Genomic DNA, 25,905 nt, shown 5'->3' on the forward strand with positions numbered 1-25,905 from the left:
CATTTTGGGGCATAATAGGTGACATTATAAAGTAGCTTGACATGAAACCAAAAGGTGTTATAATATTCAACGTGAAACCAAAAGGTGTTATATTAACTGCTAAGAGGAGCGTTATGATGAGAGATCAAAATAGAATTAGAGATATCGAACAAAAAGTGATAATTGAGGCACCAATTCAAAAGGTTTGGGATAAAGTAGCAAATGCAGAGGGGATTGCTGCATGGTTTATGCCAAATGATTTTAAGGCAGAGGTAGGCTATGAATTTCATTTACAGTCACCTTTTGGCCCATCCCCATGCAGGGTATTAGAAATAGATGAACCACACAAGCTTTCCTTTTCATGGGATACCGATGGATGGTTTGTTTCATTTTTATTAAAAGATTTAGATGGAAAGACAGAGTTTACACTCATTCATGGTGGATGGAAAGAAGAGAATGAAATTGTACCAAAAGCGGGAGAACAAGCTTCTGTTATTCGTGATCGTATGAATCAAGGCTGGATTGGAATTACAGGTAAGCTTAAAAAGGTTGTGGAGGGCTAAGTGTCTCAAGCTCAACAGAAGCATGATGTCTTTCAAGCGATAGCAGACCCTACTCGCAGGGAAGTTCTTCGGCTGCTTTCTCAAAAAGAAATGCCAATTTCAAAAATCACTGTATATTTTCCAATAAGTCGAACTGCAATTGCCAAGCATCTTCACGTACTAAGCGATGCAAAATTAATAAGTGGACGTAAGGAAGGCAGAGAAAAAATTTATCAGCTGCACCCTGAACCTTTAGAAGAAGTCCAACAATGGATTTCGTTCTATGAGAAATTTTGGAGCAATAAATTATCTATTCTTAAACATATTGTTGAAAATGATGACAAAAATCATTAAATTGGATCCAGGCCGACAATCAATTGCGTCGGTCTTTTTCTATACAATTTTCGAGCAGAACCCTTTCATGTAAATTGATTTTTGGAGAATCAGAGTCACGACAGTATATATTTCGTCCGGAAGAAAATACTATCAAAAAATCGGACGAAGGAGATGTTATTTTGCAACCCATAAAGCCGATTAAATTAGGCGCTAATAAATCAAGCATCAATGAAAAACTTAGTTCTGCAGAAATGGGGAAATTGTGGGCAACCTATATGGGGAACAGCATGTCAAAGTGTATTTTAAGTTACTACCTTCAACATGTTGAGGATAATGACATTAAAAGCCTACTAGAAAATGCATTAAGTCTATGCAAGGAATTTATTCAAACGACAACTGAAATATTTCAAAAGGAGAACTTTCCGATTCCAAAAGGATTTGGCCCTGAGGACGTTAATCTAGGAGCCCCGAGATTATTTGAGGATGAATTCTATGTCCATTACTTAAAATATATTGCAAAGGCAGGATTAAGTATATACACCATTGCAGTTCCAATCGTTTTTCGTAAGGATGTGAATGAGTTTTTTACTCATTGTTTGCATTCCACTATTTCTTTGATGGAGCAGATAAAGGAAATATTAATGAATAAAGGATATATGATAAAGCCACCGATTATCCCAGTGCCAGAAAGAGTAGACTTTGTACAAAATGATTTCTTAAATGGTTTTTTTGGTCATGTCCGACCTTTACATGCCTTAGAAATTGCTCATTTTTATGATAATATAGAAAATAATGTAACTAGTAAAGCACTCATAATGGCATTTGCGCAAGTAGTAAAGGATGAGAAGATTAGGGAATTATTTGAAAGAGGAAGAGACGGTACAGCCAAAAATGTAGAACAATATATGAAAATGCTGCTTAAAGAAAATTTACCTACACCTACTTTCATTGATGATTTAGTGACAGATTCTACATTTTCTCCATTTTCAGATAAACTAATGCTCTATCATAAGATGGATATGTTTACGATGAAAATCAGAGCATTTGGAAATTCATTAGCAGTAAATGGCAGGCATGATATTGGAGCGCTTTATACGAAATCTTTTATGAAAGTCGGCGTTTTTGTGGAAAATGCTGCGGAAATTATGATAGAAAAGGGCTGGATGGAACAGCCGCCTTATGCAATTGATCGAAAAAAATTAGCGTCTAATTAGCGGTTATCCTGAATGGCTTCATTCAGTAAATAATGTTATTCTTTAAGCATAAAACATAAAGATTGAGCTGGCAGTATAAGGGGGAGGACTCTTGAATTTCAAATTAAATCAGAAAATGATTAAAGAAATGTGCGGAATCGTCTCCTTTAAACGAGGGGACGCTTTTTATCGTGCAAATAAAGTATCTTTTGAACATTATGATTCAAGCAGCTGCACGGCAATCGTTTCAGGAAATGATAACTTTTATGTAACCATTAAAAAAGACAAAAGCAATGAGATATATACAGAATGCAGCTGCCCAAAATTAGCTTCTTTCGACAAAGATTGTCAGCATATAGCGGCAGTATTGATTGCAGTGCTTGAACATCAACGACAAAGTTTGACTCCTTCTGATGCAAAAAAGTTCAAATCAGAATCTGTAAATACAAATGGGCTCACGGAAGAAATGATGTCTCTTTTCAGTGATAAGCTTGTCCGTTCAAGCGGTCATCAGCTGCATTTTGAAAATAGACAAGTCATCGATGCAGATTTTATATGTAGACCTATTTCTATAGATAAGGACAACATATTATTTGGAATGGAAATAAGGATTGCTTCAATCCAGGTGAAAAATATCCATGGATTTTTAGGAGATATTAAAGAAGGAAGACCATGCAAGCTTACTAATGTGTTTACATTTGATCCCCATTCTCATTGTTTTCGCAGGGAATCCGATGCAGTAATTGGGCAGCTTATCGAGATTGTTAAAGATGAAGAAGTCTATATGACAAGTTTGTCAGATGAAGTGAGTAATAGGATCAGCCATAATGAAATGGTGCTTATACCGCCAACATCATGGGAGAAACTGCTGCATCTCCTCACAAAAGCTCCAGCTGTTAAGCTATTATATGATGGGAACATATATGAAGGACTTCGGTTATCTGAAAAAACACTTCCATTACAATTTCATTTTGAAGGTACACAAGAAATGGGCTATATGCTAAAAATCAATGGGTTAAACCAAATGATCATCCTCCATCCCTACCGTTCCGTATTATTTAAAGGGAAAATTTATGACTTAAAAAGGGATGACAGTAACCGTCTTTTTGAATTAAAACAGATGCTTGATGCATCCGACACGAATCAAATTCCCATTCATAGGGACCAAATTGACTTTTTCATAGAGAAAGTAGTCCCAGGTTTGAAAAGATTAGGAAATGTGCAAATAACGGAGTCGATTACAAAGGAGTATTTGAAAACACCATTAGTGGCCAAGCTGTATTTAGATCGGGTGAAAAATCGTTTACTTGCGGGTCTTGAATTCCACTATGAACATATAGTCATTAACCCTCTTGATGACAAAGAAGTTCAGACAAAATCTTTGCTTATAAGAGATGATGTGAAAGAAGATGCGATATTAAAGCTGATGGGAGATAGTTCCTTTGCGAACACTGAGGGTGGATATTTTTTACATAATGAAGAATTAGAGTATGAGTTTTTAACTTATATTCTCCCGAAATTACAAAAGCTTGTTCAAGTGTATGCTACTACTGCAGTTAAAAATCGAATTTTCAGAGAGGCTGCTCATCCTCAGGTTCGAGTTAAATTAAAAAAAGAACGTACGAACTGGCTCGAATTTAAATTTGAGCTGGATGGTGTCTCTGAGAGAGAAATACGTGAGCTCTTATCTGCTTTAGAAGAAAAGCGAAAATATTACCGTTTGAGGAACGGATCGCTTCTTTCATTAGAGACAAGGGAATTTCAAGAAATTCAGCGTTTTCTCCATGCACTTCCTGTACAAAATGAAGATCTTGAAAGTGGTTTGAATGTTCCCATTGTTAGAGGAATACAACTTCTTGACTCTCTGGGAGATAGTAAACTACTCACGATGGAAGAATCATTTAGACAATTAATTGACACCCTAACTAATCCTGCGAATCTGAATTTTAGTATTCCGGTTCGTTTACAATCGAAATTACGAGACTACCAGAAGACAGGATTTAAATGGATGAAGGCACTTGCAAATTATGGATTTGGCGGGATTTTAGCGGATGATATGGGGCTGGGTAAAACCATTCAAAGTATTACATTTATTTTATCAGAACTTCCAGTTATTCGTGAAAGGAAGCAACCGGTGCTTATAGTTTGTCCATCATCATTAACCTATAACTGGTTGAATGAAATGATGAAATTTGCACCTGAGCTTCAAGCTGTTGTCATTGATGGAACAAAGACAGAAAGAGTGGGATTACAAAAAAATGTATCGGATATGGATGTTGTCATAACTTCTTACCCCCTTGTACGAAGAGACATTAATTGGGTGGAGAAACATATCTTTCATACTGTATTTTTTGATGAGGCTCAAGCATTTAAAAATCCGGTCACCCAAACAGCACGTGCTGTAAAAAGGATAAAGTCAACTCATCGTTTCGCATTAACGGGTACACCAATTGAGAATTCGATAGAGGAATTATGGTCTATTTTTCATGTGATTTTTCCCGAGCTTTTCCAAGGGTTAAAAGAATACAGTCAACTTTCAAGAAAGACAATTGCACGAAGGGTACGGCCATTTTTGTTACGGAGAATGAAGGAGGATGTCCTTTCAGAGCTCCCTGAAAAAATCGAGTCAACTGAATCAGCTGAGCTGCTGCCAGATCAAAAACGGCTGTATGCGGCTTACTTAGCAAAACTAAGACATGATACACTTAAACATTTGAACAAGGATACTTTGAGGAAAAATAAAATCAGAATCCTTGCTGGTTTGACAAGGTTAAGACAGATTTGCTGTCACCCAGCTTTGTTTGTAGATGGCTATAAAGGAGACTCGGCAAAGTTTATTCAGCTCATGCAAATTATTGAAGAATCTAAGCTTTCTGGAAGGCGTGTTTTAATTTTTTCACAGTTTACGAAAATGCTGGCACTCATCGGAAGAGAATTGAGCATTAGGGATATGCCGTTTTTCTATCTTGATGGACAAACTCCCTCAGAGGAGCGGGTGAAAACCTGCCACCGATTTAATGAAGGGGAGCGGGATTTGTTTCTCATATCGTTGAAAGCTGGCGGGACAGGGCTTAATTTGACAGGTGCGGACACCGTCATCCTCTATGATATATGGTGGAATCCAGCGGTGGAAGAGCAGGCAGCAGATAGAGCGCATCGTATTGGTCAAACAAATACTGTTCAGGTGATTAAGCTTGTATCTAGGGGAACAATAGAAGAAAAAATGAATGAACTGCAAGAAAAAAAGAGAGATTTAATAGATGAGGTGATTGATACTGATAAAAATACTTCCTCTTTAACTGAAGAGGATATTCGAGAGATACTTAATATTTAATGTGGATTTGTATCTATACTACTTTAAGGGTGATAACATGTATAAACTTTTATCTCACAATGATTTGGATGGAGTAGGATGTGGAATTCTGGCCAAGCTTGCTTTTGGAAACGATGTGAAGGTTCGCTATAATTCTATTTCGGCTCTGAATCGGGAAGTTGAATGGTTTTTGGAAAATGATGAGAAAGATACTTTTTTAATGATTACGGACTTATCCGTTAACGAAGAAAATGAAAAAAGATTGGAGTCCTTTTATCAAGATAAAGGAAAAGTACAATTAATCGATCATCATAAAACATCACTTTCTTTAAATGAATATGAATGGGGTTATGTTGTCGTTGAAGATGAGGCGGGAAAATTAACTTCAGCTACATCTTTATTATATGATTACTTAATCAAGCATCAACAATTGAATCCAACAAACGCTATATCCGAATTTGTTGAGCTAGTTAGACAGTACGATACTTGGGAATGGGAGAAGAACAATAATCAGCAAGCACGACGGCTAAATGCACTTTTTTATCTTATTTCCATTGATGAATTTGAAGAAAAAATGATTCAACGATTGAAGCAGGAAGACTTCTTTTATTTTGATGAATTTGAGAAGAAATTGCTTGATATGGAGGATGCTAAGATTGAACGTTACATCCGCAGGAAAAGAAGAGAACTAGTCCAATCACAAATCGGTGATCATTTCGCAGGAATTGTGTATGCGGAATCCTATCATTCAGAACTAGGAAATGAGCTAGGAAAGGAATACCCCCATCTCGACTATATTGCAATCATAAACATTGGAGGAAAAAGGCTAGGTTTTCGAACCATTCATGATCATATCGATTTATCAGAAGTGGCAGGGAAATATGGAGGCGGTGGACATGCAAAAGCATCTGGGTGTTCCTTAACAGATGAGACTTATAAACAATATGTGACTGATACTTTCCATTTCGATCCGCTGCGGGAGGATGCTAGACAAAACCGATTTAATCTCAAACGATCTTCGTTCGGTTCACTATACCAAGATCGGACTGATAATCTCTTCCTTCTTTACCCTCTAAATGAACAAGAATGGGCAATTACAGAAAATAAAACACAAATGGCAGGGACTTTTCCAAGCTATGAAGATGGCGAAAGCTTTTTAAAAAGAACGTTTGCTGCTTGGCTAGTTAAAGATGATGTATTCGTTCATTATTTAATGGATGAAGTAAAAAATAGCTAAAATAAGAGAAAATTAAGCGATCTTCAGTGAAGGAGGATCGCTTTTTGTTTACAATTTATCGCTCAAGGAGTATGATTTTTAAAATAATTATAAATTTTCTGGTTGTCTGATGGCATTCTCTCCATTAAAGTAAGAAGATAATACATATTTTAGAGTGAACATTTATGGACAGCCATGTAAAAGTCGAGCAAATAATACAAATGCAGGAAGGATATTTGAGCTATCTGAGTTTTTAATAAAAGTAGTGGAAGTTGGTGCATCTGTTGTCCTTTGCCACCGCTCTCTAAAGTTGAACCTTCGAATATTGGGAAAGAGTTTTAAAGGATGACGATGTACTTTTATTTGGAGCAATTAAAAATAATCAAATTTTCAGTGCGTGATTGAATGCAACACTTTTCTATTATAAGGACATGAAAGATAAGCATAGTTCGAATATAAAATAATACAAGTAGGAGAATGACATATGCTGACAAGACTATATTTTGTACGCCATGCCCACTCCATATATACGCCAGATGAGCGGCAGCGGCCATTATCAGATAGAGGCCTATTAGATGCAGAAAAAACTACTAAATTATTACTAGCAGAAAACATCGATTATGTTATTTCAAGTCCATACAAAAGGGCAATCCAAACAGTTGAGGGAATTGCAAAATATATCGGGAAAGAAATAATTATTGAAGAAGGCTTCAAAGAACGAAAATTATCAGAAGGACCTGTAAAGGACTTTGATTTAGCAGTTAAAAAAGTATGGGATGTTCCTTCATTTTCATGGAAAGGCGGAGAATCCAATCAAACTGCTCAAACGAGAGGCGTGCACGCTACAATTCAATTATTAAATCGATTCGAAGGAAAAAGGATTGTCATTGGAACCCATGGAAATATAATGGTTTTAATTATGAATTTTTTTGAAAAAAAATATAATTTTGAGTTTTGGAAGGAGCTTTCCATGCCAGACATTTATAAATTAGAATTTGAAAAAGAAAAACTGAGAACTGTTAAAAGAATATTCGAAAAGGAAATTTTGCTTTTCTGATGAAAGCGAGTATGAATAAAATGACAAGTAAGGAAATAGCTGAGATTATTCTTATTCAATATTTAGCACGTACGAATAAACTAAGTCCGTTAATCGTTGCAATTGACGGGTTAAGTGGCTCAGGAAAAACAACACTAGTACATCAGATCGAAAGAGAATTAAGAGATAATGACTGCAAAGTTGTCATTATCCATATTGATGATCATATTGTCGAGAGAACCAAACGGTATGACACTGGTTTTGATGAATGGTATGAATATTATTATCTTCAATGGGATATAGAAATGCTGACAAACCAATTATTGCAGAGTTTGCGCAATAACAGTCATGATTTATCACTACCGTTTTATGATCAAACCGCCGATTCATTAACAACTAGACAACTATCATTCTCTAATGAATCAATAGTTTTAATTGAGGGTATTTTTCTTCAAAGAAAAGAGTGGAAGAGCTTTTACGACTACACATTATTTTTAAAATGCCCTCGAGAGGTAAGGTGTGAAAGGGTGTTAAAACGTGATAAGTATATTGGAGATTTGGAAAAAAGACTAAATAAATATAAAAGAAGATATTGGCCGGGAGAGGATTATTATTTGGAAGCAGAGAAACCAATAGAACATGCTGATAAAGTGATAGATATATTGAATAATTGAAAAAGAAGGTGGAGAAACTGGAATATTCAGAGAAACATTTTACGGAAAGAATGTTGAGAATTATAAAAAATGCTGAAAATGAAGCAACAGCAGATAAAGTGTTAATGCCTATTCATCTATTGATAGCCTGTCTGCAAGAAAAAACAGGTTTACTAGGGGTAATTTCACTAAAATGTGAGTTGAAAGTATCTTCATTAAGAGCTCTGGCTAGTAATGGGATGGAAAATTCAACTACTGATTCCAAGAAAGATCTTCTTTTCAATGTTCCTGTATCTAAAGATGTCCAACTCGTTTTTCAGGAAGCGGCAATATGTATGAAAAATTATAATCAAGTGTTTGTAAATGAAGGACATTTGCTCAAGGCATTACTAACTACAAAAGTTATTGATCAATATTTATCAGAAGAAGATAAAAAAATTATTTTGAACCTCGGTACGACATCTAGAGATATGGTTGCTCATTTAGGAGAATTCAATTTTCCTCTTGCAGGTGCAAATATTGTTCGCAGAGTAAACAATAACGATTATTCAAGTCTATTACAATTTGTAGAAGCAAACTTTTCATCTGAATGGTCGCAAACATTGAAGGATGGATTTTTAGCAGATGCCCCTTCTATATATATAGCTGTTGCTGATGAAGAAATAATAGGATTTGCAGCTTTTGATGTGTATAAAGGGAGAAAATGCTATTTTGGTCCAATGGGAGTATCTAAATCGAATCGAATAAAGGGTGTTGGAACATTACTCCTTCATCAGTGTTTAAGAGAGATGAAAGAAATCGGATATGAGTATGCCATTATCGGTGGAGCAGGACCGATTGAATTCTATGAAAAAGCATGTCATGCAGTAGTCATTCCACATCATCGATTTTAATAAGGAGGGTATCCATTATGTACGAATTAAAAACAAAAGAAACCGATAACAGTGTCATCGAGTTTATTGAAGCGGTTGAAAATCCCAAGAAACGCGAAGATGCCTACAAATTATTGGATATTTTTAAGGAAACTACTGGATTTGAAGCAAAGATGTGGGGACCAAGCATTATTGGTTTTGGTTCGTATCATTATAAATATGAGTCTGGTCACGAAGGGGATGCCCCCCTTGTTGGTTTTTCACCAAGAAAAGCTAAAATCAGCTTATACTTTGCACCAGGTGAAAAAAACGAGAACAATTGTTGAAGAATTTCGGTAAGCATACAACAGGAAAAGCATGTGTGTACATTAATAAAATTGCGGACATTAATGAAGACGTATTAAAAGAATTGATTAATGAATCCGTTAAGTTTTTGAAGGAGACTTATCCACATAAGTAAGAGGGAAATAGTAATCTGGATTTTTTAACAAACCTCCTTTAGAAAGTTCGGTTAAGAAAATAATAAAAGTATTATTATAATTTCAGATTTTTTTCAAAGGGGTGATTTAAATGGACACACATTTATTTTTATTTGGCGGAGGTCCGCCTTTTACTAATAAAATGGCGAAATTATTTGTTGAAAAATTAAAAGATAAAAGTGTTCCTATTTCCATTCTATTTGTTGATAGGGAGGGATGGGAAGACTATATGCCGAAATATACAAGTGCTTTGGAAGAATATAACATGAACGATTTTCACTTGTTACCTTTACCGACAACACCGATTGAACAGGTGATGAATTGTTTGAGAATTAGTTCAGGTATCATCATAGGCGGTGGGGATACGAATGCGTATGCTGATTATCTTGTAGAGACGCCTATCGCCATTAGTATTAAAGACAGGTTTCAAGAAGGTGCACCTGTTGCCGGGTTTTCGGCAGGAGCATTGATTAGTCCCAACATTTGTGTCATATCTCCAAAGGATAACCCACAGAATGAATTTCAATATAGAAAAGGGTTGGGTTTAATTGAAGACCATTTATTTGCTGTTCACTTTTCAGAATGGAATGATGAGGACCATCTAAGAAATGCAGTGAATAAAATTAAAGCTGCCTCTAATTATGGGATTGATGAGAAGGCTGGAACCTATTTCCTAAATGGCGATCTTGATTCCATTGAAGGGAATGGCGTGTATTCCATTAAAAATGACGTATTAGTAAAATTAAGTTAACAGCTTATGAAATAAGGTGAATGAATGAAGTCATGGAAAAATCCACTTCTTTTAATAGCTGGTATAGGCATATCTCACTTAGGGAACTGGATTTATTTAATTGCTATTAATCTATCAATTTTAAACTTAACAGGTTCAGCTGCAGCAGTTGCGGGTCTTTATATGATTAGACCAATGGCTGTTTTACTTACAAATACTTGGTCTGGAAGTATTATTGACCGTGTGAATAAAAGAAAATTAATGATTTTGGTTGATGTTATTCGAGGTATTTTCGTTCTATGTATTCCATTTCTAGGATCTCTTTGGGCTATCTATTCATTACTCTTTTTAATTAATATTGCAAGTTCCTTTTTTGGGCCGAGCTCATCGGTTTATATTACGAAACTTGTACCTGCTGAAAATAGAAAAAGATTCAATTCATTGATGAGTATGATCAGTTCAGGGGCATTTCTAGTTGGTCCTGCACTATCTGGATTTTTGATCATGCTTGTAGGAACAAAGCTCTGTATCATTATTAATGCTATTACATTTTTTATTTGTGCCATTTTTATTTCTCTTTTACCCGATGTGGATGAAAAAACTGAAGATAAAAGAGAAAAGATTAATTGGCGGACGCTTATTCACGATTGGTTAATAATCCGTGATTTTGCCAAATCAGCCAAATACTTTATTACTGTTTACATATTATTTCAGAGCGCGATGCTAGTAGGATTTGCCCTTGATTCCCAAGAGGCAACATTCATTAAACAGCACTTACAATTATCTGACCAAGATTACGGATGGATTGTAAGTATTACTGGTCTTGGAGCATTGGCTGGTGGATCTGTCGCTGCATTTGCAGCAAAAAAGATACAGTTACGACTTTATTTAGGTGTAGGCATGCTTTTGACTGCAGTCGGCTATGTATTATTTTATGCTTCTTTCAACTTTTTATCGGCTACATTGGCCTTTGTATTTTTAGGCTTTTTTATGGCATTTGCCAATACAGGCTATCAAACCTTTTTCCAAAACAATGTGCCAGTTGAATTAATGGGCAGATTTGGAAGTATGGCTGAAATGATACAGGGCTTAATACAAATTGGATTGACATTACTTCTAGGATTAACTGCTGACTGGTTTTCATTACAAACAGTTTGTATTATTTTCTCAATTGTGAGTACAGTATTCGCTGGCTTTCTCTTAGCCTCAGTCCTGCTTTCGGCAAAATCTAAGTATTTCGAGGAGAATGTAAACGTAAACTAGATAAAAATGTAGGCAAATATTGCTATTTGTGATATAATTTAGTAGTTCTTATATATGCAAATAGTTAAGAACGATTGATTGTAAAGGAGGCGTTCAATTATGTTAAATAAAATGCTAGTTGTCGTTACACTTAAAAAGGGGAATCTGCCTAGTTAATGCAACTTTGCTATTCCCCTGCAAATGAGAGGGGAAATTATCATGATTACAGAGAATATTAAACTAGTGGAATTAAATTCGGATAATTGGTATGAATGCTGCCAATTAGAGGTATCTGAAAATCAAAAAGCTTTTCTCGAACCGAATGCAGTATCCATCGCTCAATCTAAATTTGAAACAACATTAAAAACATACGCAATTTATCTTGAAGATAAAGCAGTAGGCTTTCTCATGTATAATACAGTGATAGAAGAGCTAGGAGGCTATTGGGTATACAGAATTATGGTAGATGAAAATTACCAAGGCAAAGGAATTGGCAAAAGAGCAACAGAGCTAATGATTTCAGAGATGGCTAAATTACCAGGTGCGCAGAAAATAATTGTAGGCTATCATCCGAATAATTTAGGTGCGCATTATTTGTATTCCAGCTTAGGATTCGAAGACAACGGTGACCGTTTTGGAAAAGAAATGGCGGTTGTAAAATATATTAATAAAAGAAGTTAACACAGTATAATTTAGTAAATAATAATGGGTAAAATCATTTTGATTTTACCCATTATTATTAAATGAAAATCGTATGCTGCTATCATTTGGGTGCAGCTTTTTTGATTGCCAGATGTCCGATTTGAAGAAGTCGATGAATCAAGTTGTCCAAAAACACCATTTGTAATGATCATGTGGCATTATAACTTTTATACTTGTAAAGCATCCGAAACCTTTCATTAATAAGAATTTTTATTTAGCCCTTTCCAGCTTTGGGGAGAGGCTTTATTTATTGAGGAAAAATTATTTTAAAAACAATGAAATTATTTAAAGGGCTAACCCGTTCTAATAGCTGTTAGATGAAAACAAGGCATGCGCATGATTGTTTTAAGCAGGAGGTCAAAATGGAAGATGAACATCAATAGGTGCAAGAAGTGCTTTTGGGAAAAAAATAGGGGTACAGCCAATTTTGGCGGTACCCCTATTAATATTTAAAGAATCGCTGAAGAAAAAGCAAATATAGATTTTAAGAAAATATATTGAAAAAAGTAATACCGTGTGGTAAATTTATATAGATATACACTAATTAATCACAATTAAGTATATTATCCCTATCTTAATTATACAGTGTAATCGATGTGATAGTCAACCCTTTTTTAAAAAAATTTAGGAGTGTTTGCAATGAATTTGAAATGTCAGCAGGAGCAAAAACGAGTAGACAGTGTAATGCAAACAATTACTCAGGAAATCAGTAAATTGGAAGAAGAAACCTCCAGGCGCAGAAATGAAGTGGTTCAAATCCGCAAGCATTTTTGGGATGAAATCAAGGTGAATACGGATACATTTGATGATTATCTTGAGACGATTATCGGTTTAAGACAAGAGGCACAAGCTCTGTCGGTAAACCAAAGTGCCCATAGGCATGCATCCAAGCGTTTGTCCACTCTGCGGAGAATGCAGGAGATTCCTTATTTTGGACGAATTGATTTTATTGAAGAGGGTACTTCAACGGAAGAACAAATTTATATTGGTATTTCTTCGCTTAGTGATCCCCATGGTGAAGATTTCCTCATCTACGATTGGAGGGCTCCGATCTCAAGTGTTTACTACGATTTTCAGCCTGGTCCTGCTAAATATTTAACACCAGGTGGCACAATTCAGGGCATATTGGAGAAAAAGTGGCAATATCTGATCCGCAGCGGTGTCCTTCAATCGATGTTCGATACGAGTCTTACCATTGGAGATGAAATTTTACAGCAGGTTCTGGGGAAAGGGACCGACAAAAAGATGCACAATATAGTAGCGACCATTCAACAGGATCAAAATCAAATCATTCGTCATGATCACCGAAGGCTGCTCATTGTACATGGAGCTGCTGGAAGTGGCAAGACATCCGCTGCGATGCAGCGAATTGCTTATTTGCTATATAAATATCGAGATCGAATAAATGCTGATCAAATCATTCTTTTTTCTCCTAATTCCATGTTTAATAGTTATGTGTCAAATGTACTGCCAGAACTTGGCGAAGAAAATATGCAACAGGTTACATTCCAAGAATATTTGGATCATCGTCTAAGTAACGAGTTTCAAATTGAAAACCCCTTTGAGCAATTGGAATATGTTTTAACAGGAGTGCATACTCCCTCGTATAAAACAAGGGTTGCGAGTATTCGATTCAAAGCATCTAGTCGTTTTTTTGAGGCAATTCAATCTTATAGACAATCACTAGAAGTATCAGGAATGCTATTTAAGGATATTAGCTTCAGAGGGAAGCCTATCGTTACTTCACAACAAATTGCGGACAGATTTTATCGGAATGAGAAATCACTTCGCTTTCACAATAGACTTGAAAAAATAAAGGAATGGCTTATTAAGAAAATAAATGATGCAATAAAGGAAGAACGATATAAGCCATGGGTTCAGGAAGAAATCGAACTGCTTAGCAACGAAGATTATCATAAAGCCCATAGTTACTTAGCGGAAAAACGAGGGTTTAAAGGCGAAGATAAAGCCGACTATGAGATCGAGCCCGAAGCACTAGCAAGATTGATTGCTCACCAAAAAATGAAGCCGTTAAGAAAACAAGTGCAAAAATTTCACTTCGTTGACATGAAAGGGATGTATAGGCAGCTTTTTGCTAATCCAAAAATCATTAAGGATTGGATAGGGGGGGAGACACCAGAAGAGTGGGGCGATATTTGTCAAATGACGCTGAAAATACTAGATGAAGATAAACTTTTTTATGAGGATTCTACTCCGTTTCTACTTTTGAAAGAGATGATTCTAGGCTTTCAGACAAACAGTTCAATTAAACATGTCGTTGTTGATGAGGCACAGGATTATTCTCCTTTTCAATTTGAGTTTTTGAGGCGTTTATTTCCTGCGGCAAGAATGACTGTGCTAGGCGATTTTAATCAGGCGATATTCGCCCATGCCAGCGAAATGGTTGATTTTAACACACTTATGAACCTATATGGACCTGATGAAACGGAAGTGATCAACATGGCACGCAGTTACCGATCTACCAAACCGATCATTGAGTTTACCAGAAAGCTTATTTCTAACGGAGATAGGATTATCCCTTTCGAACGCGAAGGTGAGCGACCTAAGCTAACACAATTAGTTGACCATATAGAACTCCACAGCTGTATTGCCTCCAAAATCGCAGATTTGCGAGGTATAGGCTTTAATAGCATTGCGATCATATGCAAATCTGCTGAAGAAAGTATAAGTGCCTATGAAGCCTTATCGAGCCTTGATGAAATCAAGCTCTTGAAGAGTAACTCGATTGAATACGAACAAGGAGTCGTAGTTGTACCATCCTATTTGTCCAAGGGTATTGAATTCGATGCCGTCATCATTTATGATGCATCGGAGGATGTATACGGTGATGAGAGCCTCAGAAGAGTATTTTACACCGCCTGCACGAGGGCAATGCATTTTTTACAGCTTTACTGTGTAGGTGAACCTAGTCCATTTTTGCGGGACGTTTTGCGTGAAGGCCACATTCAAGCTTGAATTAGGTGGATTTTTTCGTTGGAACTGTGTTCCTAAACACTTACAGCACTTTCTGCCATAAAGTTTCATAAGGAAGTGAAAGGTATAGAATTTATAGAAAATGATAGTGATTAAAAGTTGTATTAAACACCCATGCACCAAAACTTAACAAAGAAAGTAGGAATGATTTTATATGTCTGAGCAATCCAATTCTGTCCAAAAAAAACCGCCATATGGCATGATTGCCATTTTATTTATCGGGGCTTTTGTTGCTATATTAAATGAAACCTTACTAAACGTTGCTCTTCCATCTATTATGGAAGAATTCGATGTGAATGCTACTGCGGTACAATGGCTCTCCACTGGTTATATGCTCATTAATGGTATTTTAATACCAGCCAGTGCGTTCTTCATTCAGCGCTTTTCTGACAAAAAGTTATTTATTACAGCCATGTTATTATTTACTTTAGGAACACTTCTAGCCAGTCTAGCACCTGCATTTGGTGTGTTATTAGGAGCACGTATGATTCAAGCTTCAGGCTCCGCGATTATGATGCCGTTATTAATGAATGTCATGCTTACCGCATTTCCGGTTGAAAAAAGAGGAGCGGCAATGGGAATGTTTGGCCTTGTTATGATTACAGCTCCAGCGATTGGACCGACTCTTTCTGGATGGCTGATTGAGCATTACAGCTGGAGAATGTTATTTGACCTTGTTCTTCCAATAGCCATTTTAACTTTAGTCTTAGCATTCTTTAAATTGAAAGATGTAACATCGCAACGTGCGATTAAGCTTGATGTTATCTCTCTAGTTTTATCAAGCATTGGATTTGGCGGTTTGCTTTATGGCTTTAGTTCTGCAGGGGAAAAAGGATGGGATCATCCATTCGTATACGGTACGATTATTATAGGTGCAATTGCTTTAATTACCTTTATCCTCCGTCAGCTCCGGATGGATGATCCTATGCTTGAGTTTCGCATTTTTAAATATCCAATGTTCGCCTTGTCATCAGCCATTTCAATCGTAATTGCAGTCGCAATGTTTTCAGCAATGATCTTAATGCCTATCTATGTGCAAACCATTCGTGGGATTTCTCCAATGGAATCCGGCCTATTGATGCTTCCTGGAGCTATTGTCATGGGGATAATGTCGCCTATTACAGGAAAACTCTTTGATAAGTATGGGGCAAGAACGTTGGCTGTAATTGGACTGATCATTACGGTTGTGACAACCTATTACTTTAGCAAAATTGGTATGAATACTGCTTATTCTACCCTTGTTCTGCTGTTTACCTTTCGGATGTTTGGGATGTCAATGGTTATGATGCCAGTAATGACAAACGGTTTGAATCAGCTGCCAGCAATAAATAATCCACACGGAACAGCGATGAACAATACACTTCAGCAGGTATCTGGTGCGATCGGTTCCGCATTGTTGATTACCGTAATGAACAACCGAACGAAAGTAAAAGCTGAGGAATTAGCTGCTGATGCAATGGCAAATATGGGTTCCAGTACAACTCAACCATCTGCACAGGCTGCAGCTGAGATAAAACAACAAATCATGAATGAAGCAATGCTGCATGGTATTAATTTTTCTTTTTTCATTTCTACTATGATTGCTGTTTTAGCACTCATTCTTGCTCTCTTTATTAAAAGAGTAAAACCCAATCATGAAGAAGTTGCAGCAAAACATTTAGATACTGTTCAAGAAGAATAGATTTGCTGAAAATCGGTGATGCCTAGGTCTAACCTCTCGGCTAATTAAAATTCATGGCTCTGCAGCAAAATTATAGATTAAACTAAACAAGTGCATAGAATATAAATAAAGTATAAAGTAAACCGATTTTTTACAAACAGGCATTTATCTGTAAGAACAATACAAAGTCCAATTTTTCACTATTGATGCTGAGAAATTTGGACTTTGTATTGCTTAATGGGAAAATAACTAATAAAAAAGTTACGCTTCGAAAAACTTGCTGTTAACGAAACATCCCTTTAATGTCAGCAAATATCTTTAGAGAAGAATTTTGCTGAAATGCTGGCAATTAAAAGGGGTAGGCTCTGTAAATATCTCCAATAATGCCCTTTAATTGATGAACACCTAAGTCAGTATTTGTCATTATAACTAGCCCTGTTTCGATATCAGGATAAGCCACCATCATACTTTGAAAACCAGCCCCCCAACCTAGAGAAGAAATTTCAATTCCCTTTTCGGTTTTATCAAGGAAGACACCTAACCCAGTCCATTCTTTTGTACCTTGTGGAGTAATCACTTCAATAGCTTTACTTACAGAAAGATTAAGTTTACTTGCGCCTTTTAAAGAATTTATTAATTCTATAACCAAGAGAGCTAAATCTGAAGGAGTTGTCCAAAGACCAGCAGCAGCTGGATATGGATAAATGGGGTACTTTCCACATACTTCGTCCCCAGCTTTGTTATGACCAGTAGAAAAATTGGATTGAACAGCCCCCTCATTTGGAGGATCAAATGTGCTATTTTCCATATGTAATGGTTGAAAAATAAATTCATACATTATTTCGTTGAAAGTTTTTCCAGTCACATCCTCAATCAAGAGTTGTATAATACAAAAGCCTGCATCCGAATATTGAAAGTCACTTTCAGGTTCATAATTCATTTCAATAGGAACGTTACAGTAGGGGGTTTTTCCTTCTAATAGCTGTACCATTGTAGGAAAACCTATTTTCGAATCGAGTACAGGAAAACTTCCTTCAGGATCAACAACTCCTGATTGATGACATAGGAGATTTCTAAGGGTCACTTTTTTTCTCCGATTCGATTCATTATAAGGAATTTGCCACGATACAAGTTTTTCATTTATATCTTCATCTAAATCAAGAATACACAAGTCTGTTAACTTCATTACTAACATTGATGTTAGAAATTTACTAATTGAACAAGCACTAAATATCGAATGGATATCCACATTTTTTTCCGAATTTGCATCAATTAACCCATAGCATACCGTCCTGCTTACCTTACAACCTTCAATGCAAGCCATACTAAGCCCAGTTACATGATAATTATCCATAAGATTTTGAATCTTGTTATGCTGTAATTTCATATGTACCTCTCCATAAGTTTAATATATTCTCATTTTACTAAATATTTTTATAATGATAAATTATGTATCTTCAATTTGAAAGTTAAAAGCTAAATAGACTCATAGTTGAGTTCATAAACCATGATCTATAAAATAAGATTTATAGTGATTTGGAAAAAATATATAGGATGTGGAAATATTGGAAAATGAAATACTGAAAATATTCGATCAACATCGGAATCAAATAGGCACTGCATCAAGAGAAGAAGTCCATAGGGTTGGTTATTGGCATGAAGCTTTCCATTGCTGGCTTTTTAGCAGAGAAGGGGATGAGTTGTACATTTATCTTCAAATTCGGAGCGAAATGAAAAAGGACTATCCGAATCTAATCGATATTACAGCAGCAGGACATCTTTTAGCGAATGAAACAGTTGAGGATGGGACTAGAGAGATTAAAGAAGAAATTGGGATTGACGTGTCTTTCGATGAGTTAATTCCAGCAGGTGTATATAATTATTCTATAGTAAATGAAAAATTTATCGATAATGAACTGGCTTATATCTTTCTATATGAAACGAATTGTAGCCTTCATGATTTTACATTACAAAGAGAAGAAGTATCAGGGATTGTTATGGTAAAGTGGAATGAATTCTATAAGCTTTGGTCATACGAGAAAGAAGAGGTCATCATCCAAGGCTTTGAAATAAATAATGAAGGGCAAAGAACTCTAATTAACAGGGTTGTAGGCAAAAAGGACTTTGTCCCACATGAACAGTCATATTATGAACATATTATTCAAGCGTTTCAGAAAATAATGAGAGATTAGGTGATCAAATGGTAGTATCATACTTTTTAGTGTTTTTATTGGCCGCAATTCCATTGTTTGAACTATTTACAGTTATCCCGATAGCGATCATTGGCGGATTGTCGCCTGTTCCAGTAGCTATCCTTGGCTTCTTTGGAAATCTATTAACTATTTTATTATTAATTGTTTTTGTAGATAAAATTAAAATATTTATAAAAACTAGAAAGCAAAAACGAAAGGTAATTCCTGAAGTTGAAGGCGGGGAAAACCGATATACGGATGGGATGGAAACAGAAAATGATTCCAAAAAACAGAAAAGAGCTAGAGCACTTTTTGATAAATACGGTGTTCCCGGTTTAACAATTTTTGGCCCGCTATTAGTTGGCTCACATATTTCTGCATTCATGGGAATGAGTTTTGGATCAAACAGGGGGCTTGTGACAGGTTGGATGATTGCAAGTTTAGTGATATGGACGATTGTCTCAGCAGTTTTAGCGAATTCTGGTGTATCATTCTTGGCGCCTGAGTTGAAAGAGAATGGTTTTCTGCTCCGGATCTTCAAGTAAAAATGAACCTGTTCTTAAATAGCGAATGGTTCTTAAGCGAAGTAATTATAGAAATAAATTAATGAGGAGGGCTGATATTGGAATGGATCCTTTTTATCCTTATTTTAGGATTTATCCTGTTTTTTATTTTAAATACAATAAAAAGAAGGAAGCGTAAAAGGCGCTTGAAAACTGAAAACGTGCCACCACATTTAGGCATACATGTACCTGAGGGGAATTCAATTGTAAAAACATTAGATGCTTCATTCCCATCCAACTTTAAAGGCAATGTAAAAAAGAGGATTTTAGCGAAGCATTCCAATTGGACAGAAAATGAGTATCAATGGAAGTTTTTTGAACTAAAAAGATATTTTGTTTTGAATAGTCTGTTGAAATCCGTTCCTATGTTCAGTGTGGAGGTTGATGAAGTTTGGCATGAAATGTTGATGTTCACGAAGGATTACGAAAAGTTTTCACAGAAATTTTATGGAGAGTTTTTGCACCATATGCCTAATATGGAAATTGAACCGATACCTGGTGAAAGAGCCTTTTTTGATTGGATGTATTTAAGTTTATTTGAACCAAGATTAAACAGCCATATCCTTTGGGGTGACTTTTTGAGGCATCCTATTAAGAAGGACATTCTTCTAGACTTTAAATATCTTTCAGAAGAAGAGCTCTTAAAGAAATATTTTCGGCAAACGACTCAATGGGATCCGGTAAAGAAATACTTGATCAATAAACTAAAATTAGAAATTAAACAGGCAGAACAATTCCAACATGGAAAAAATCCATTTATCAAAATAAAATCGGAAAATGAATTTCATATTATTCTTCCAGCTGCAGTATTTTTCTCCCTATACGGGGTTGATCACTACGAAACTAATATAAGCAGTTTGCTTCCTTTCTATTCAGCAAAAGAAGCAGCATCCGGAAGTTCCTGCTCAGGTTTCGGCTGTGTCAGCTCATCGGATAGTGATTCAGGAGGATCAAGCTGTTCGAGTTGTGGCGGGGGATGCAGCAGTTAGTTAAGAAAAGAAAAACAAGATCTCCATTCAAGATCTTGTTTTTTTATAATTATTACTCCAAAATATCCTTTGTTTGCCTATTCCTTACTATCCAACCGATGACAGAAATAGGAATGATGATCATGATACTGTAAATCATTCCAATTTCCCATTGAGAGCTAGTAAGGTGAAAAGCTTCAACAGGAAGCACACGTTTCTTAATTAGCCAATATAAAACAGCAAATAGAGGGAGCTGAATGCCTATAATGGAAATATAGTTTTTGCATATACTTGATACAAAAATTGCTAGTAAACTTAATGAGAGTGTAATCACGTATGTAAGCAGGATCGTCATAATTATTAATTGGAGGAAAGAGAAATCATACCAATATACTGTCCCCATAAATGAGTTAATTTCACTTTCGAGAAACATTCCAATATCGTTAGTTGAATACAATCCATAATATACGATGATTAAAAATGTCGTAATAATGAAAGTTGCGAGCATGCCAGCAGTAACCTTTTTCAAAACTAAGCCTCTCCCGATCTTAGAACTATATTGCAATCCGAACATATTGTTCTTATAATCCCTAATAAAAATGGGAGAAATCATAAAGATGACACTAACTAGAATTGTAATGGCAATGGATTGACTGATCGTTTGAAAATTATATTCAACAGGGTAGGAAGGAAAGATTGCATTCACTTTTCCAGATTGAATGATTTCTTGAATTCTTTGATCCTGCTTTGAGGTTGGTAGTTGAACTAGATCGCTATATCCATACCTTTCATTAACAAACTCCATTTTCTCAATAACATTTTCTCTTTGTGGGATCTCCCAGAATAGATCAATCTCCTTATCAAACATAATTTTTGAAGACAATAGATCAATTTCTGGGTTTTCTTGATTTTCTTTTCTCATGTCAATAAATTCGCGGTAACTAGTAATTCCTAAGTTAGAAAATTCTTTATCTGCTTGAATATATTTATCAGCCTTCTTTATTTCCTGCTGCAGCACTTTTGTAAAGTCCTTCAGTTCATTTTCATCTAATTCATGCCCATATTTATCAACCATTTCAATACCGATATTATACATATCGGTAGCTGGTCTTCCGTTAGGAAATACACTTATATCAAAATCAATAAATATATAATACATAAGCAAGTTAATTAATAGGCAAATAAGAAGCATAACGGGGTGAAAAATCTTCTTCATTTCCTCTATGATGATCCGCAAATCTATTCAACTCCTTTATTTCAAATCGCATTTTTGGAAACTTTTAGCACTGTAAAAGACAGCAAGCAGTAAAATGACATACCATGCCAAAATAGTAATAATTTCATAGTACGCAGTAAATGTTATAGTTCTTTGCATAAACCAAACAAATGAATTCAAAATAAGATGAACGGGAGTAAAGGAACCAAGCAGAAATAGCATACTGCTATTTTCGAACATTCCTTGATTGATAAAAATAGCACCAAATAAACATAAAAAGGTGAAGAACACAAGATAACTATTCCGAATCCATCTGGCAAGAACAACAGTTATTAGAGTGAAAAGGATAATTAACAGATAGGACAAGACAACAGCTACCGCTAAATATTCAATAAAGGATAGGTTCCACCAAGACATAAACCATTCTTTGCCAGCATTGAATGAACTGCTAATTGGCACAAGCCAAAATTCTCTATAAGAAAACACACTGAAATAAACCGCTAAACTAATTGCGAGTAGGATGGACAAAATAGAAACATTAGTAATTAACGCAGCAAAAAATTTATTTAGCCATAATTTTCTTCCTCTTTTTGAACTATAAGCAAGTAAATAGGTTCCTCGTTCAAACTCAAAGTTCATTACATATGCTGTCACTAGAATTGTCAGAAACAAACTTTCAATTAGCAATGCCTTAAACATATTTTTAAACAGTAATAAATGAGTTTCCCAAACACTCTGTGCAGGGAATAGGTACTTATATTCCCTATTATCTTTCACCTCATTAAAGCGTTCCGTAAAATTGTTATATTTGCTTCTAATTAATTCTGCCGCTTCTCCGCTGATTCCATAGACTTTCAGTTCATATTCGGCTTTTTTAACAGGGTCACGAGCAAGGAAGCTTTCGTCGATTATTAAACTATTAGAATAATAATATTCTAATAAAGCAGTTTTATTGAAGATCTGTATTTCTTTCTCAGAAAACTTCTCAGGAATATAAATGGAGCGGTCAGAATAAAATGCATCCATGTTTTTGTAAGTCTTTGACACTGCGTTGCTAGTTATTGCATTTACTTTTTTCAATGAGGCCTCATAATCACTCTGCATCTTACTTAACATCTCATCATTTATTTCTGTTCCATACGTTTGGGCTATCTGATTGAGGCTGCGGATATCATCCTTAATATAAGAATTCTCATAGATGAGATAGAAATTAAAGCAGAGAAATAGGAATGTAAGTCCAAGAACAATAGGGGAGACAATGATTTTGCGAACCTCATAAAACAAAATTCTCATTTCAATTGCTCCAATGAATGATCCTGATACTCAAATAGAAAGACATCCTCTAGCGTTGGATTTACTTGCTTCCAATTTGAAGACGATCCTTCCTCTGCAATAAAACGAATCATCATTCTTCCATTTTCTTGGCGTTCAGAAAGAGACAAATAATGCCTCCGAAACTCTTGAACTCTGTCAAAATTCATCTCGGTTTCAAATACCTTGCCTTGTAGCTTTTGACAAATGATTTGAATACTATCTTTAAAAAGGACTTGTTTATCCTTGATCATAATTATTTGATTGGCAATAGACTCGACATCTGAGACGATATGAGTAGATAAAATGACGATTCTGTCCCTTGCTAATTCTGATAAAAGATTTCTGAATCGGACACGTTCTTTCGGATCTAAACCTGCGGTCGGTTCATCAAGAATTAAAATTTTCGGATCGTTTAGCATCGCCTGTGCAATGCCAACCCTCTGAATCATTCCCCCTGAAAATTTTCTCATTTTCTTTTTAATGGCGTCTTCTAAGGCAACTAGCTTAAGCAGTTTTGGAATTTTTTCATTAGCCGCTTGTTTTGAAATTCCTTTTAATGCAGCTAAGTATTGTAAATATTGATAAGGATTGTAGTTTTTATAATAGCCAAATTGCTGTGGTAGATAGCCAATTAAATCCCGATAATTTTCTCCCATACTAAAGATATTTTGACCTTCATATAAGATTTCGCCTTTTGTTGGATACAGTAAGGTAGTCAGCATTTTAATTAACGTTGTTTTTCCAGCGCCATTAGGAGCCAATAATCCGTAGACTCCGTTTGAAAATTCAAGCTGTATATCTTCTAAAATGGATTCATTTCCAAATTTTTTATTTACATTAGTAACCGTTAACATATCCGTTTACCCCTCTCAACTTATTCTGAAGCATGAATTCTTTAATCTTTTTTACGTATAGATAGGAGGCCAGACAAATAATCATTCCGTATAAATACCATGGAACTGAAACGAGCAGCTTATAATAGACAGTTGAATCAATTATGACGAGCATTAGGTTTATTCCTATCCAGCTCAGTTGAATCCCAACTTTTGCTATTAGTGTTTTTACTATAGACAGTATATAGATAAGCACAAGTGAAAATAGCAGCAAAGAGGTGGTCGATATCAAAAATGCCTGAACAAACTGAAATGAAGAAAATTTCATTGCCAGCAAAATAATCCAAATTGTATTTAATAGAAAACAAAAAATGCTAAAAGAAAACATACGAAATGCTGCAATTTGATATAAATTATATTTACATGTCATTTCCACTTCGTAAGTTTCATTTAATTTGTTCTGAATAAATGGAAATATTGAAAGAAACATGTAAAGGATTGGTGAAACAAGCATAATCATCCCGTAATAATGAGTTTGTTTGTATTGTGTTGTTTGTCCATTCTTTGTCATGACATACATAAACAAAGCCATTACAGCAACTGCAGCTATGATTTCTTTGTAATCTCTCATGATAAATCGAATCCCAATTTGCTTATACATGCTGATTAGCATCTTCGCTAAAGAATCTCTTTTGACCATTCCTTTGACAACGATTGTATTTATTTCAGATTCAACAAGTCTCTCATCCGGAAAGAGAGATTGATTATTCTTGTCCATCTTCGTCCTTCACTCCTTTTCTTACAAATTTTAAACTGCGGTAGTATTTCGTTTTCACAGTAGATTCTGGAATCTGTAAAGAGGCAGCAATTTCCTGGAAGGTGTACTCACCAAACAACTTTAAGCGGAAGATTTGTTGATGTGATGTTTCCAATCCATTTACAAATTCCATCACAGTGCTAAATTTCTCCTTATGTAAAAGTGAGTCTGTAAAGTCTTCCTTTTCTCCTATTTCAATTTCATCAATGGAATCTGAGAGATTTCGAAATTTATAATGTTTAGAACGAAAATAATCAACCATTTTATACGTGGCAATTTTGTATAGCCATGTTCGAAAAGATGCTCTTTTCCCTTCAAATTGATGTATTCCTTGGAGCATATTAATAAAAATTTCTTGAGTTATATCCCGTGATTGCTCTTGATCAAGTGTTTGTTTAAAGACATAATGATAAATCTCGCGGTAATAGTGAGACACAAGCTCATTCGCTGCCGCTTCATTTCCTTTTTTCTGTATTTGTTTAACTAGCTTTAAGTCTCGGTCCATCTTTCACCACTCAATTTCTGTAAAATACGTTTAGCTTCTAGAAGCATTTCATTATAAGCTTACATTTATATATTCGTAATAACTCAAAAGATAGTTTTGGCTTTTCATTATTTTTTCTAAAAAACTAAGAAATGATGAATTTTATGGTGTTTTCTATTAAATACATAATAATTCTCCTTATGAATTTTTTGCCGTTAAGATCTATACTACTAAAAAAATAGGGATATAGATTTTAAAATGTCTATTAAATGCTAATCAGTGAAGTTGGCCAAAGGTTATAAGAGAGCTTGGGGATGGGACTTCACCAGTGTGATGAGGGATCAAACTTGATTTGAAGAGGCGTTCATGGAAGGGTAGAAGAACTAGACTGGATGGAAAAACGTGTGAAGGGGCATTCATTGAATGGATGAAGACCCAAAATGGATTAAAAAGCCTGAAAAAGAGTCCGTCATCAGAGGGATGAAGTCCCAAACTTGATAAAAAAGCGCGAAAAGGGTCTTCATGAAAAGGATGAAAGCCCAAACTTGATAAAAAAACGAGAAAAGGGTCT

The 25,905-nt window shown here is 35.4% G+C and carries 23 protein-coding genes and 1 pseudogene; 17 read left to right on the forward strand and 7 right to left on the reverse strand.

What is annotated here, in order from left to right:
• The first annotated feature begins 116 nt into the window (after positions 1-116).
• The 14 genes and pseudogenes from ASU02_RS15170 (at position 117) to ASU02_RS15235 (ending at position 16,968) form a co-directional block, all read left to right on the forward strand.
• Entirely contained in the window at positions 117-542 is a 426-nt protein-coding gene (locus ASU02_RS15170; protein WP_057765080.1) for an SRPBCC family protein, read from the forward strand.
• A complete protein-coding gene (locus ASU02_RS15175; RefSeq protein WP_057765082.1) occupies positions 543-875 on the forward strand; it encodes an ArsR/SmtB family transcription factor in 333 nt (110 codons plus the stop codon).
• A gap of 161 nt (positions 876-1,036) precedes the next feature.
• The gene (locus tag ASU02_RS15180; RefSeq protein ID WP_057765084.1) at positions 1,037-2,071 is read left to right on the forward strand and encodes a DUF3231 family protein; all 1,035 of its coding nucleotides are present in this window, start codon (positions 1,037-1,039) and stop codon (positions 2,069-2,071) included.
• A gap of 91 nt (positions 2,072-2,162) precedes the next feature.
• Positions 2,163-5,384: a DEAD/DEAH box helicase gene (locus ASU02_RS15185; RefSeq protein ID WP_057765086.1), complete on the forward strand. Its 3,222-nt coding sequence runs from the start codon at positions 2,163-2,165 to the stop codon at positions 5,382-5,384.
• A 37-nt stretch (positions 5,385-5,421) separates the two neighbouring features.
• Positions 5,422-6,600 (forward strand): DHH family phosphoesterase, encoded by a 1,179-nt coding sequence (locus ASU02_RS15190; RefSeq protein WP_057765088.1) that lies wholly within the window; start codon positions 5,422-5,424, stop codon positions 6,598-6,600.
• A gap of 463 nt (positions 6,601-7,063) precedes the next feature.
• Entirely contained in the window at positions 7,064-7,636 is a 573-nt protein-coding gene (locus ASU02_RS15195; RefSeq protein WP_057765090.1) for a histidine phosphatase family protein, read from the forward strand.
• An 11-nt stretch (positions 7,637-7,647) separates the two neighbouring features.
• Positions 7,648-8,289 carry a kinase gene (locus tag ASU02_RS15200; protein ID WP_057765303.1) on the forward strand — a complete coding sequence of 214 codons (642 nt, stop codon included), beginning with the start codon at positions 7,648-7,650 and terminating at the stop codon, positions 8,287-8,289.
• Between the two features lie 50 nt (positions 8,290-8,339).
• Complete coding sequence (locus tag ASU02_RS15205) at positions 8,340-9,161, forward strand: GNAT family N-acetyltransferase (RefSeq protein ID WP_057765304.1); 822 nt, start codon at positions 8,340-8,342, stop codon at positions 9,159-9,161.
• 17 nt (positions 9,162-9,178) lie between these two features.
• Positions 9,179-9,600, forward strand: a pseudogene (locus ASU02_RS15210) (DUF1801 domain-containing protein).
• A 110-nt stretch (positions 9,601-9,710) separates the two neighbouring features.
• Complete coding sequence (locus ASU02_RS15215; protein WP_057765092.1) at positions 9,711-10,370, forward strand: Type 1 glutamine amidotransferase-like domain-containing protein; 660 nt, start codon at positions 9,711-9,713, stop codon at positions 10,368-10,370.
• A 24-nt stretch (positions 10,371-10,394) separates the two neighbouring features.
• Complete coding sequence (locus ASU02_RS15220; protein WP_057765094.1) at positions 10,395-11,612, forward strand: MFS transporter; 1,218 nt, start codon at positions 10,395-10,397, stop codon at positions 11,610-11,612.
• 198 nt (positions 11,613-11,810) lie between these two features.
• Positions 11,811-12,272 carry a GNAT family N-acetyltransferase gene (locus ASU02_RS15225; RefSeq protein WP_057765096.1) on the forward strand — a complete coding sequence of 154 codons (462 nt, stop codon included), beginning with the start codon at positions 11,811-11,813 and terminating at the stop codon, positions 12,270-12,272.
• A gap of 660 nt (positions 12,273-12,932) precedes the next feature.
• Positions 12,933-15,269: an RNA polymerase recycling motor HelD gene (helD, locus tag ASU02_RS15230; protein WP_057765098.1), complete on the forward strand. Its 2,337-nt coding sequence runs from the start codon at positions 12,933-12,935 to the stop codon at positions 15,267-15,269.
• A 172-nt stretch (positions 15,270-15,441) separates the two neighbouring features.
• Entirely contained in the window at positions 15,442-16,968 is a 1,527-nt protein-coding gene (locus ASU02_RS15235) for a DHA2 family efflux MFS transporter permease subunit (RefSeq protein ID WP_057765100.1), read from the forward strand.
• A gap of 328 nt (positions 16,969-17,296) precedes the next feature.
• On the opposite strand, the gene ASU02_RS15240 is transcribed toward ASU02_RS15235, so the two are convergent.
• Positions 17,297-18,334, reverse strand: a complete 1,038-nt coding sequence (locus tag ASU02_RS15240; RefSeq protein ID WP_057765103.1) for a serine hydrolase domain-containing protein — start codon at positions 18,332-18,334, stop codon at positions 17,297-17,299.
• 169 nt (positions 18,335-18,503) lie between these two features.
• Between ASU02_RS15240 and ASU02_RS15245 the strand changes: the two genes are divergently transcribed.
• From ASU02_RS15245 to ASU02_RS15255, 3 genes are all read left to right on the forward strand, one after another.
• Positions 18,504-19,139: an NUDIX hydrolase gene (locus ASU02_RS15245; RefSeq protein ID WP_332307641.1), complete on the forward strand. Its 636-nt coding sequence runs from the start codon at positions 18,504-18,506 to the stop codon at positions 19,137-19,139.
• Between the two features lie 8 nt (positions 19,140-19,147).
• Complete coding sequence (locus ASU02_RS15250; RefSeq protein WP_057765106.1) at positions 19,148-19,684, forward strand: small multi-drug export protein; 537 nt, start codon at positions 19,148-19,150, stop codon at positions 19,682-19,684.
• 77 nt (positions 19,685-19,761) lie between these two features.
• On the forward strand, positions 19,762-20,691 hold the full coding sequence (locus tag ASU02_RS15255; RefSeq protein ID WP_057765108.1) for a glycine-rich domain-containing protein: 930 nt from the start codon (positions 19,762-19,764) through the stop codon (positions 20,689-20,691).
• Positions 20,692-20,743: 52 nt separating this feature from the next.
• Here ASU02_RS15255 and ASU02_RS15260 read toward each other — a convergent pair whose 3' ends face one another.
• The 6 genes from ASU02_RS15260 to ASU02_RS26995 form a co-directional block, all read right to left on the reverse strand.
• Positions 20,744-21,907, reverse strand: coding sequence for an ABC transporter permease (locus ASU02_RS15260; RefSeq protein ID WP_057765110.1), 1,164 nt, complete (start codon positions 21,905-21,907; stop codon positions 20,744-20,746).
• A gap of 15 nt (positions 21,908-21,922) precedes the next feature.
• On the reverse strand, positions 21,923-23,179 hold the full coding sequence (locus tag ASU02_RS15265) for a hypothetical protein (protein WP_057765112.1): 1,257 nt from the start codon (positions 23,177-23,179) through the stop codon (positions 21,923-21,925).
• A complete protein-coding gene (locus tag ASU02_RS15270) occupies positions 23,176-24,054 on the reverse strand; it encodes an ABC transporter ATP-binding protein (protein WP_057765115.1) in 879 nt (292 codons plus the stop codon). Before ASU02_RS15270 ends, ASU02_RS15265 begins: the two co-directional genes overlap by 4 nt.
• Entirely contained in the window at positions 24,038-24,811 is a 774-nt protein-coding gene (locus ASU02_RS15275; RefSeq protein ID WP_057765117.1) for a hypothetical protein, read from the reverse strand. Before ASU02_RS15275 ends, ASU02_RS15270 begins: the two co-directional genes overlap by 17 nt.
• A complete protein-coding gene (locus tag ASU02_RS15280; protein WP_057765119.1) occupies positions 24,798-25,355 on the reverse strand; it encodes an RNA polymerase sigma factor in 558 nt (185 codons plus the stop codon). Before ASU02_RS15280 ends, ASU02_RS15275 begins: the two co-directional genes overlap by 14 nt.
• Before the next feature lie 255 nt (positions 25,356-25,610).
• A partial coding sequence (locus tag ASU02_RS26995; protein WP_232426264.1) for a hypothetical protein occupies positions 25,611-25,905 on the reverse strand: 295 nt, incomplete at its 5' end.

This window comes from Cytobacillus praedii, from assembly GCF_001439605.1.
GTDB classification, from domain to species: domain Bacteria; phylum Bacillota; class Bacilli; order Bacillales; family Cytobacillaceae; genus Cytobacillus; species Cytobacillus praedii.

What these genes read in the sequence shown, in the direction of transcription:
- ASU02_RS15170 (WP_057765080.1), top strand. Translation starts at nt 117, where the DNA reads ATGAGAGATCAAAATAGAATTAGAGATATCGAACAAAAAGTGATAATT.
- ASU02_RS15190 (WP_057765088.1), top strand. Translation starts at nt 5,422, where the DNA reads ATGTATAAACTTTTATCTCACAATGATTTGGATGGAGTAGGATGTGGA.
- ASU02_RS15195 (WP_057765090.1), top strand. Translation starts at nt 7,064, where the DNA reads ATGCTGACAAGACTATATTTTGTACGCCATGCCCACTCCATATATACG.
- ASU02_RS15200 (WP_057765303.1), top strand. Translation starts at nt 7,648, where the DNA reads ATGAATAAAATGACAAGTAAGGAAATAGCTGAGATTATTCTTATTCAA.
- ASU02_RS15205 (WP_057765304.1), top strand. Translation starts at nt 8,340, where the DNA reads ATGTTGAGAATTATAAAAAATGCTGAAAATGAAGCAACAGCAGATAAA.
- ASU02_RS15215 (WP_057765092.1), top strand. Translation starts at nt 9,711, where the DNA reads ATGGACACACATTTATTTTTATTTGGCGGAGGTCCGCCTTTTACTAAT.
- ASU02_RS15220 (WP_057765094.1), top strand. Translation starts at nt 10,395, where the DNA reads ATGAAGTCATGGAAAAATCCACTTCTTTTAATAGCTGGTATAGGCATA.
- ASU02_RS15225 (WP_057765096.1), top strand. Translation starts at nt 11,811, where the DNA reads ATGATTACAGAGAATATTAAACTAGTGGAATTAAATTCGGATAATTGG.
- helD (WP_057765098.1), top strand. Translation starts at nt 12,933, where the DNA reads ATGAATTTGAAATGTCAGCAGGAGCAAAAACGAGTAGACAGTGTAATG.
- ASU02_RS15235 (WP_057765100.1), top strand. Translation starts at nt 15,442, where the DNA reads ATGTCTGAGCAATCCAATTCTGTCCAAAAAAAACCGCCATATGGCATG.
- ASU02_RS15240 (WP_057765103.1), bottom strand. Translation starts at nt 18,334, where the DNA reads ATGAAATTACAGCATAACAAGATTCAAAATCTTATGGATAATTATCAT.
- ASU02_RS15250 (WP_057765106.1), top strand. Translation starts at nt 19,148, where the DNA reads ATGGTAGTATCATACTTTTTAGTGTTTTTATTGGCCGCAATTCCATTG.
- ASU02_RS15265 (WP_057765112.1), bottom strand. Translation starts at nt 23,179, where the DNA reads ATGAGAATTTTGTTTTATGAGGTTCGCAAAATCATTGTCTCCCCTATT.
- ASU02_RS15270 (WP_057765115.1), bottom strand. Translation starts at nt 24,054, where the DNA reads ATGTTAACGGTTACTAATGTAAATAAAAAATTTGGAAATGAATCCATT.
- ASU02_RS15275 (WP_057765117.1), bottom strand. Translation starts at nt 24,811, where the DNA reads ATGGACAAGAATAATCAATCTCTCTTTCCGGATGAGAGACTTGTTGAA.
- ASU02_RS15280 (WP_057765119.1), bottom strand. Translation starts at nt 25,355, where the DNA reads ATGGACCGAGACTTAAAGCTAGTTAAACAAATACAGAAAAAAGGAAAT.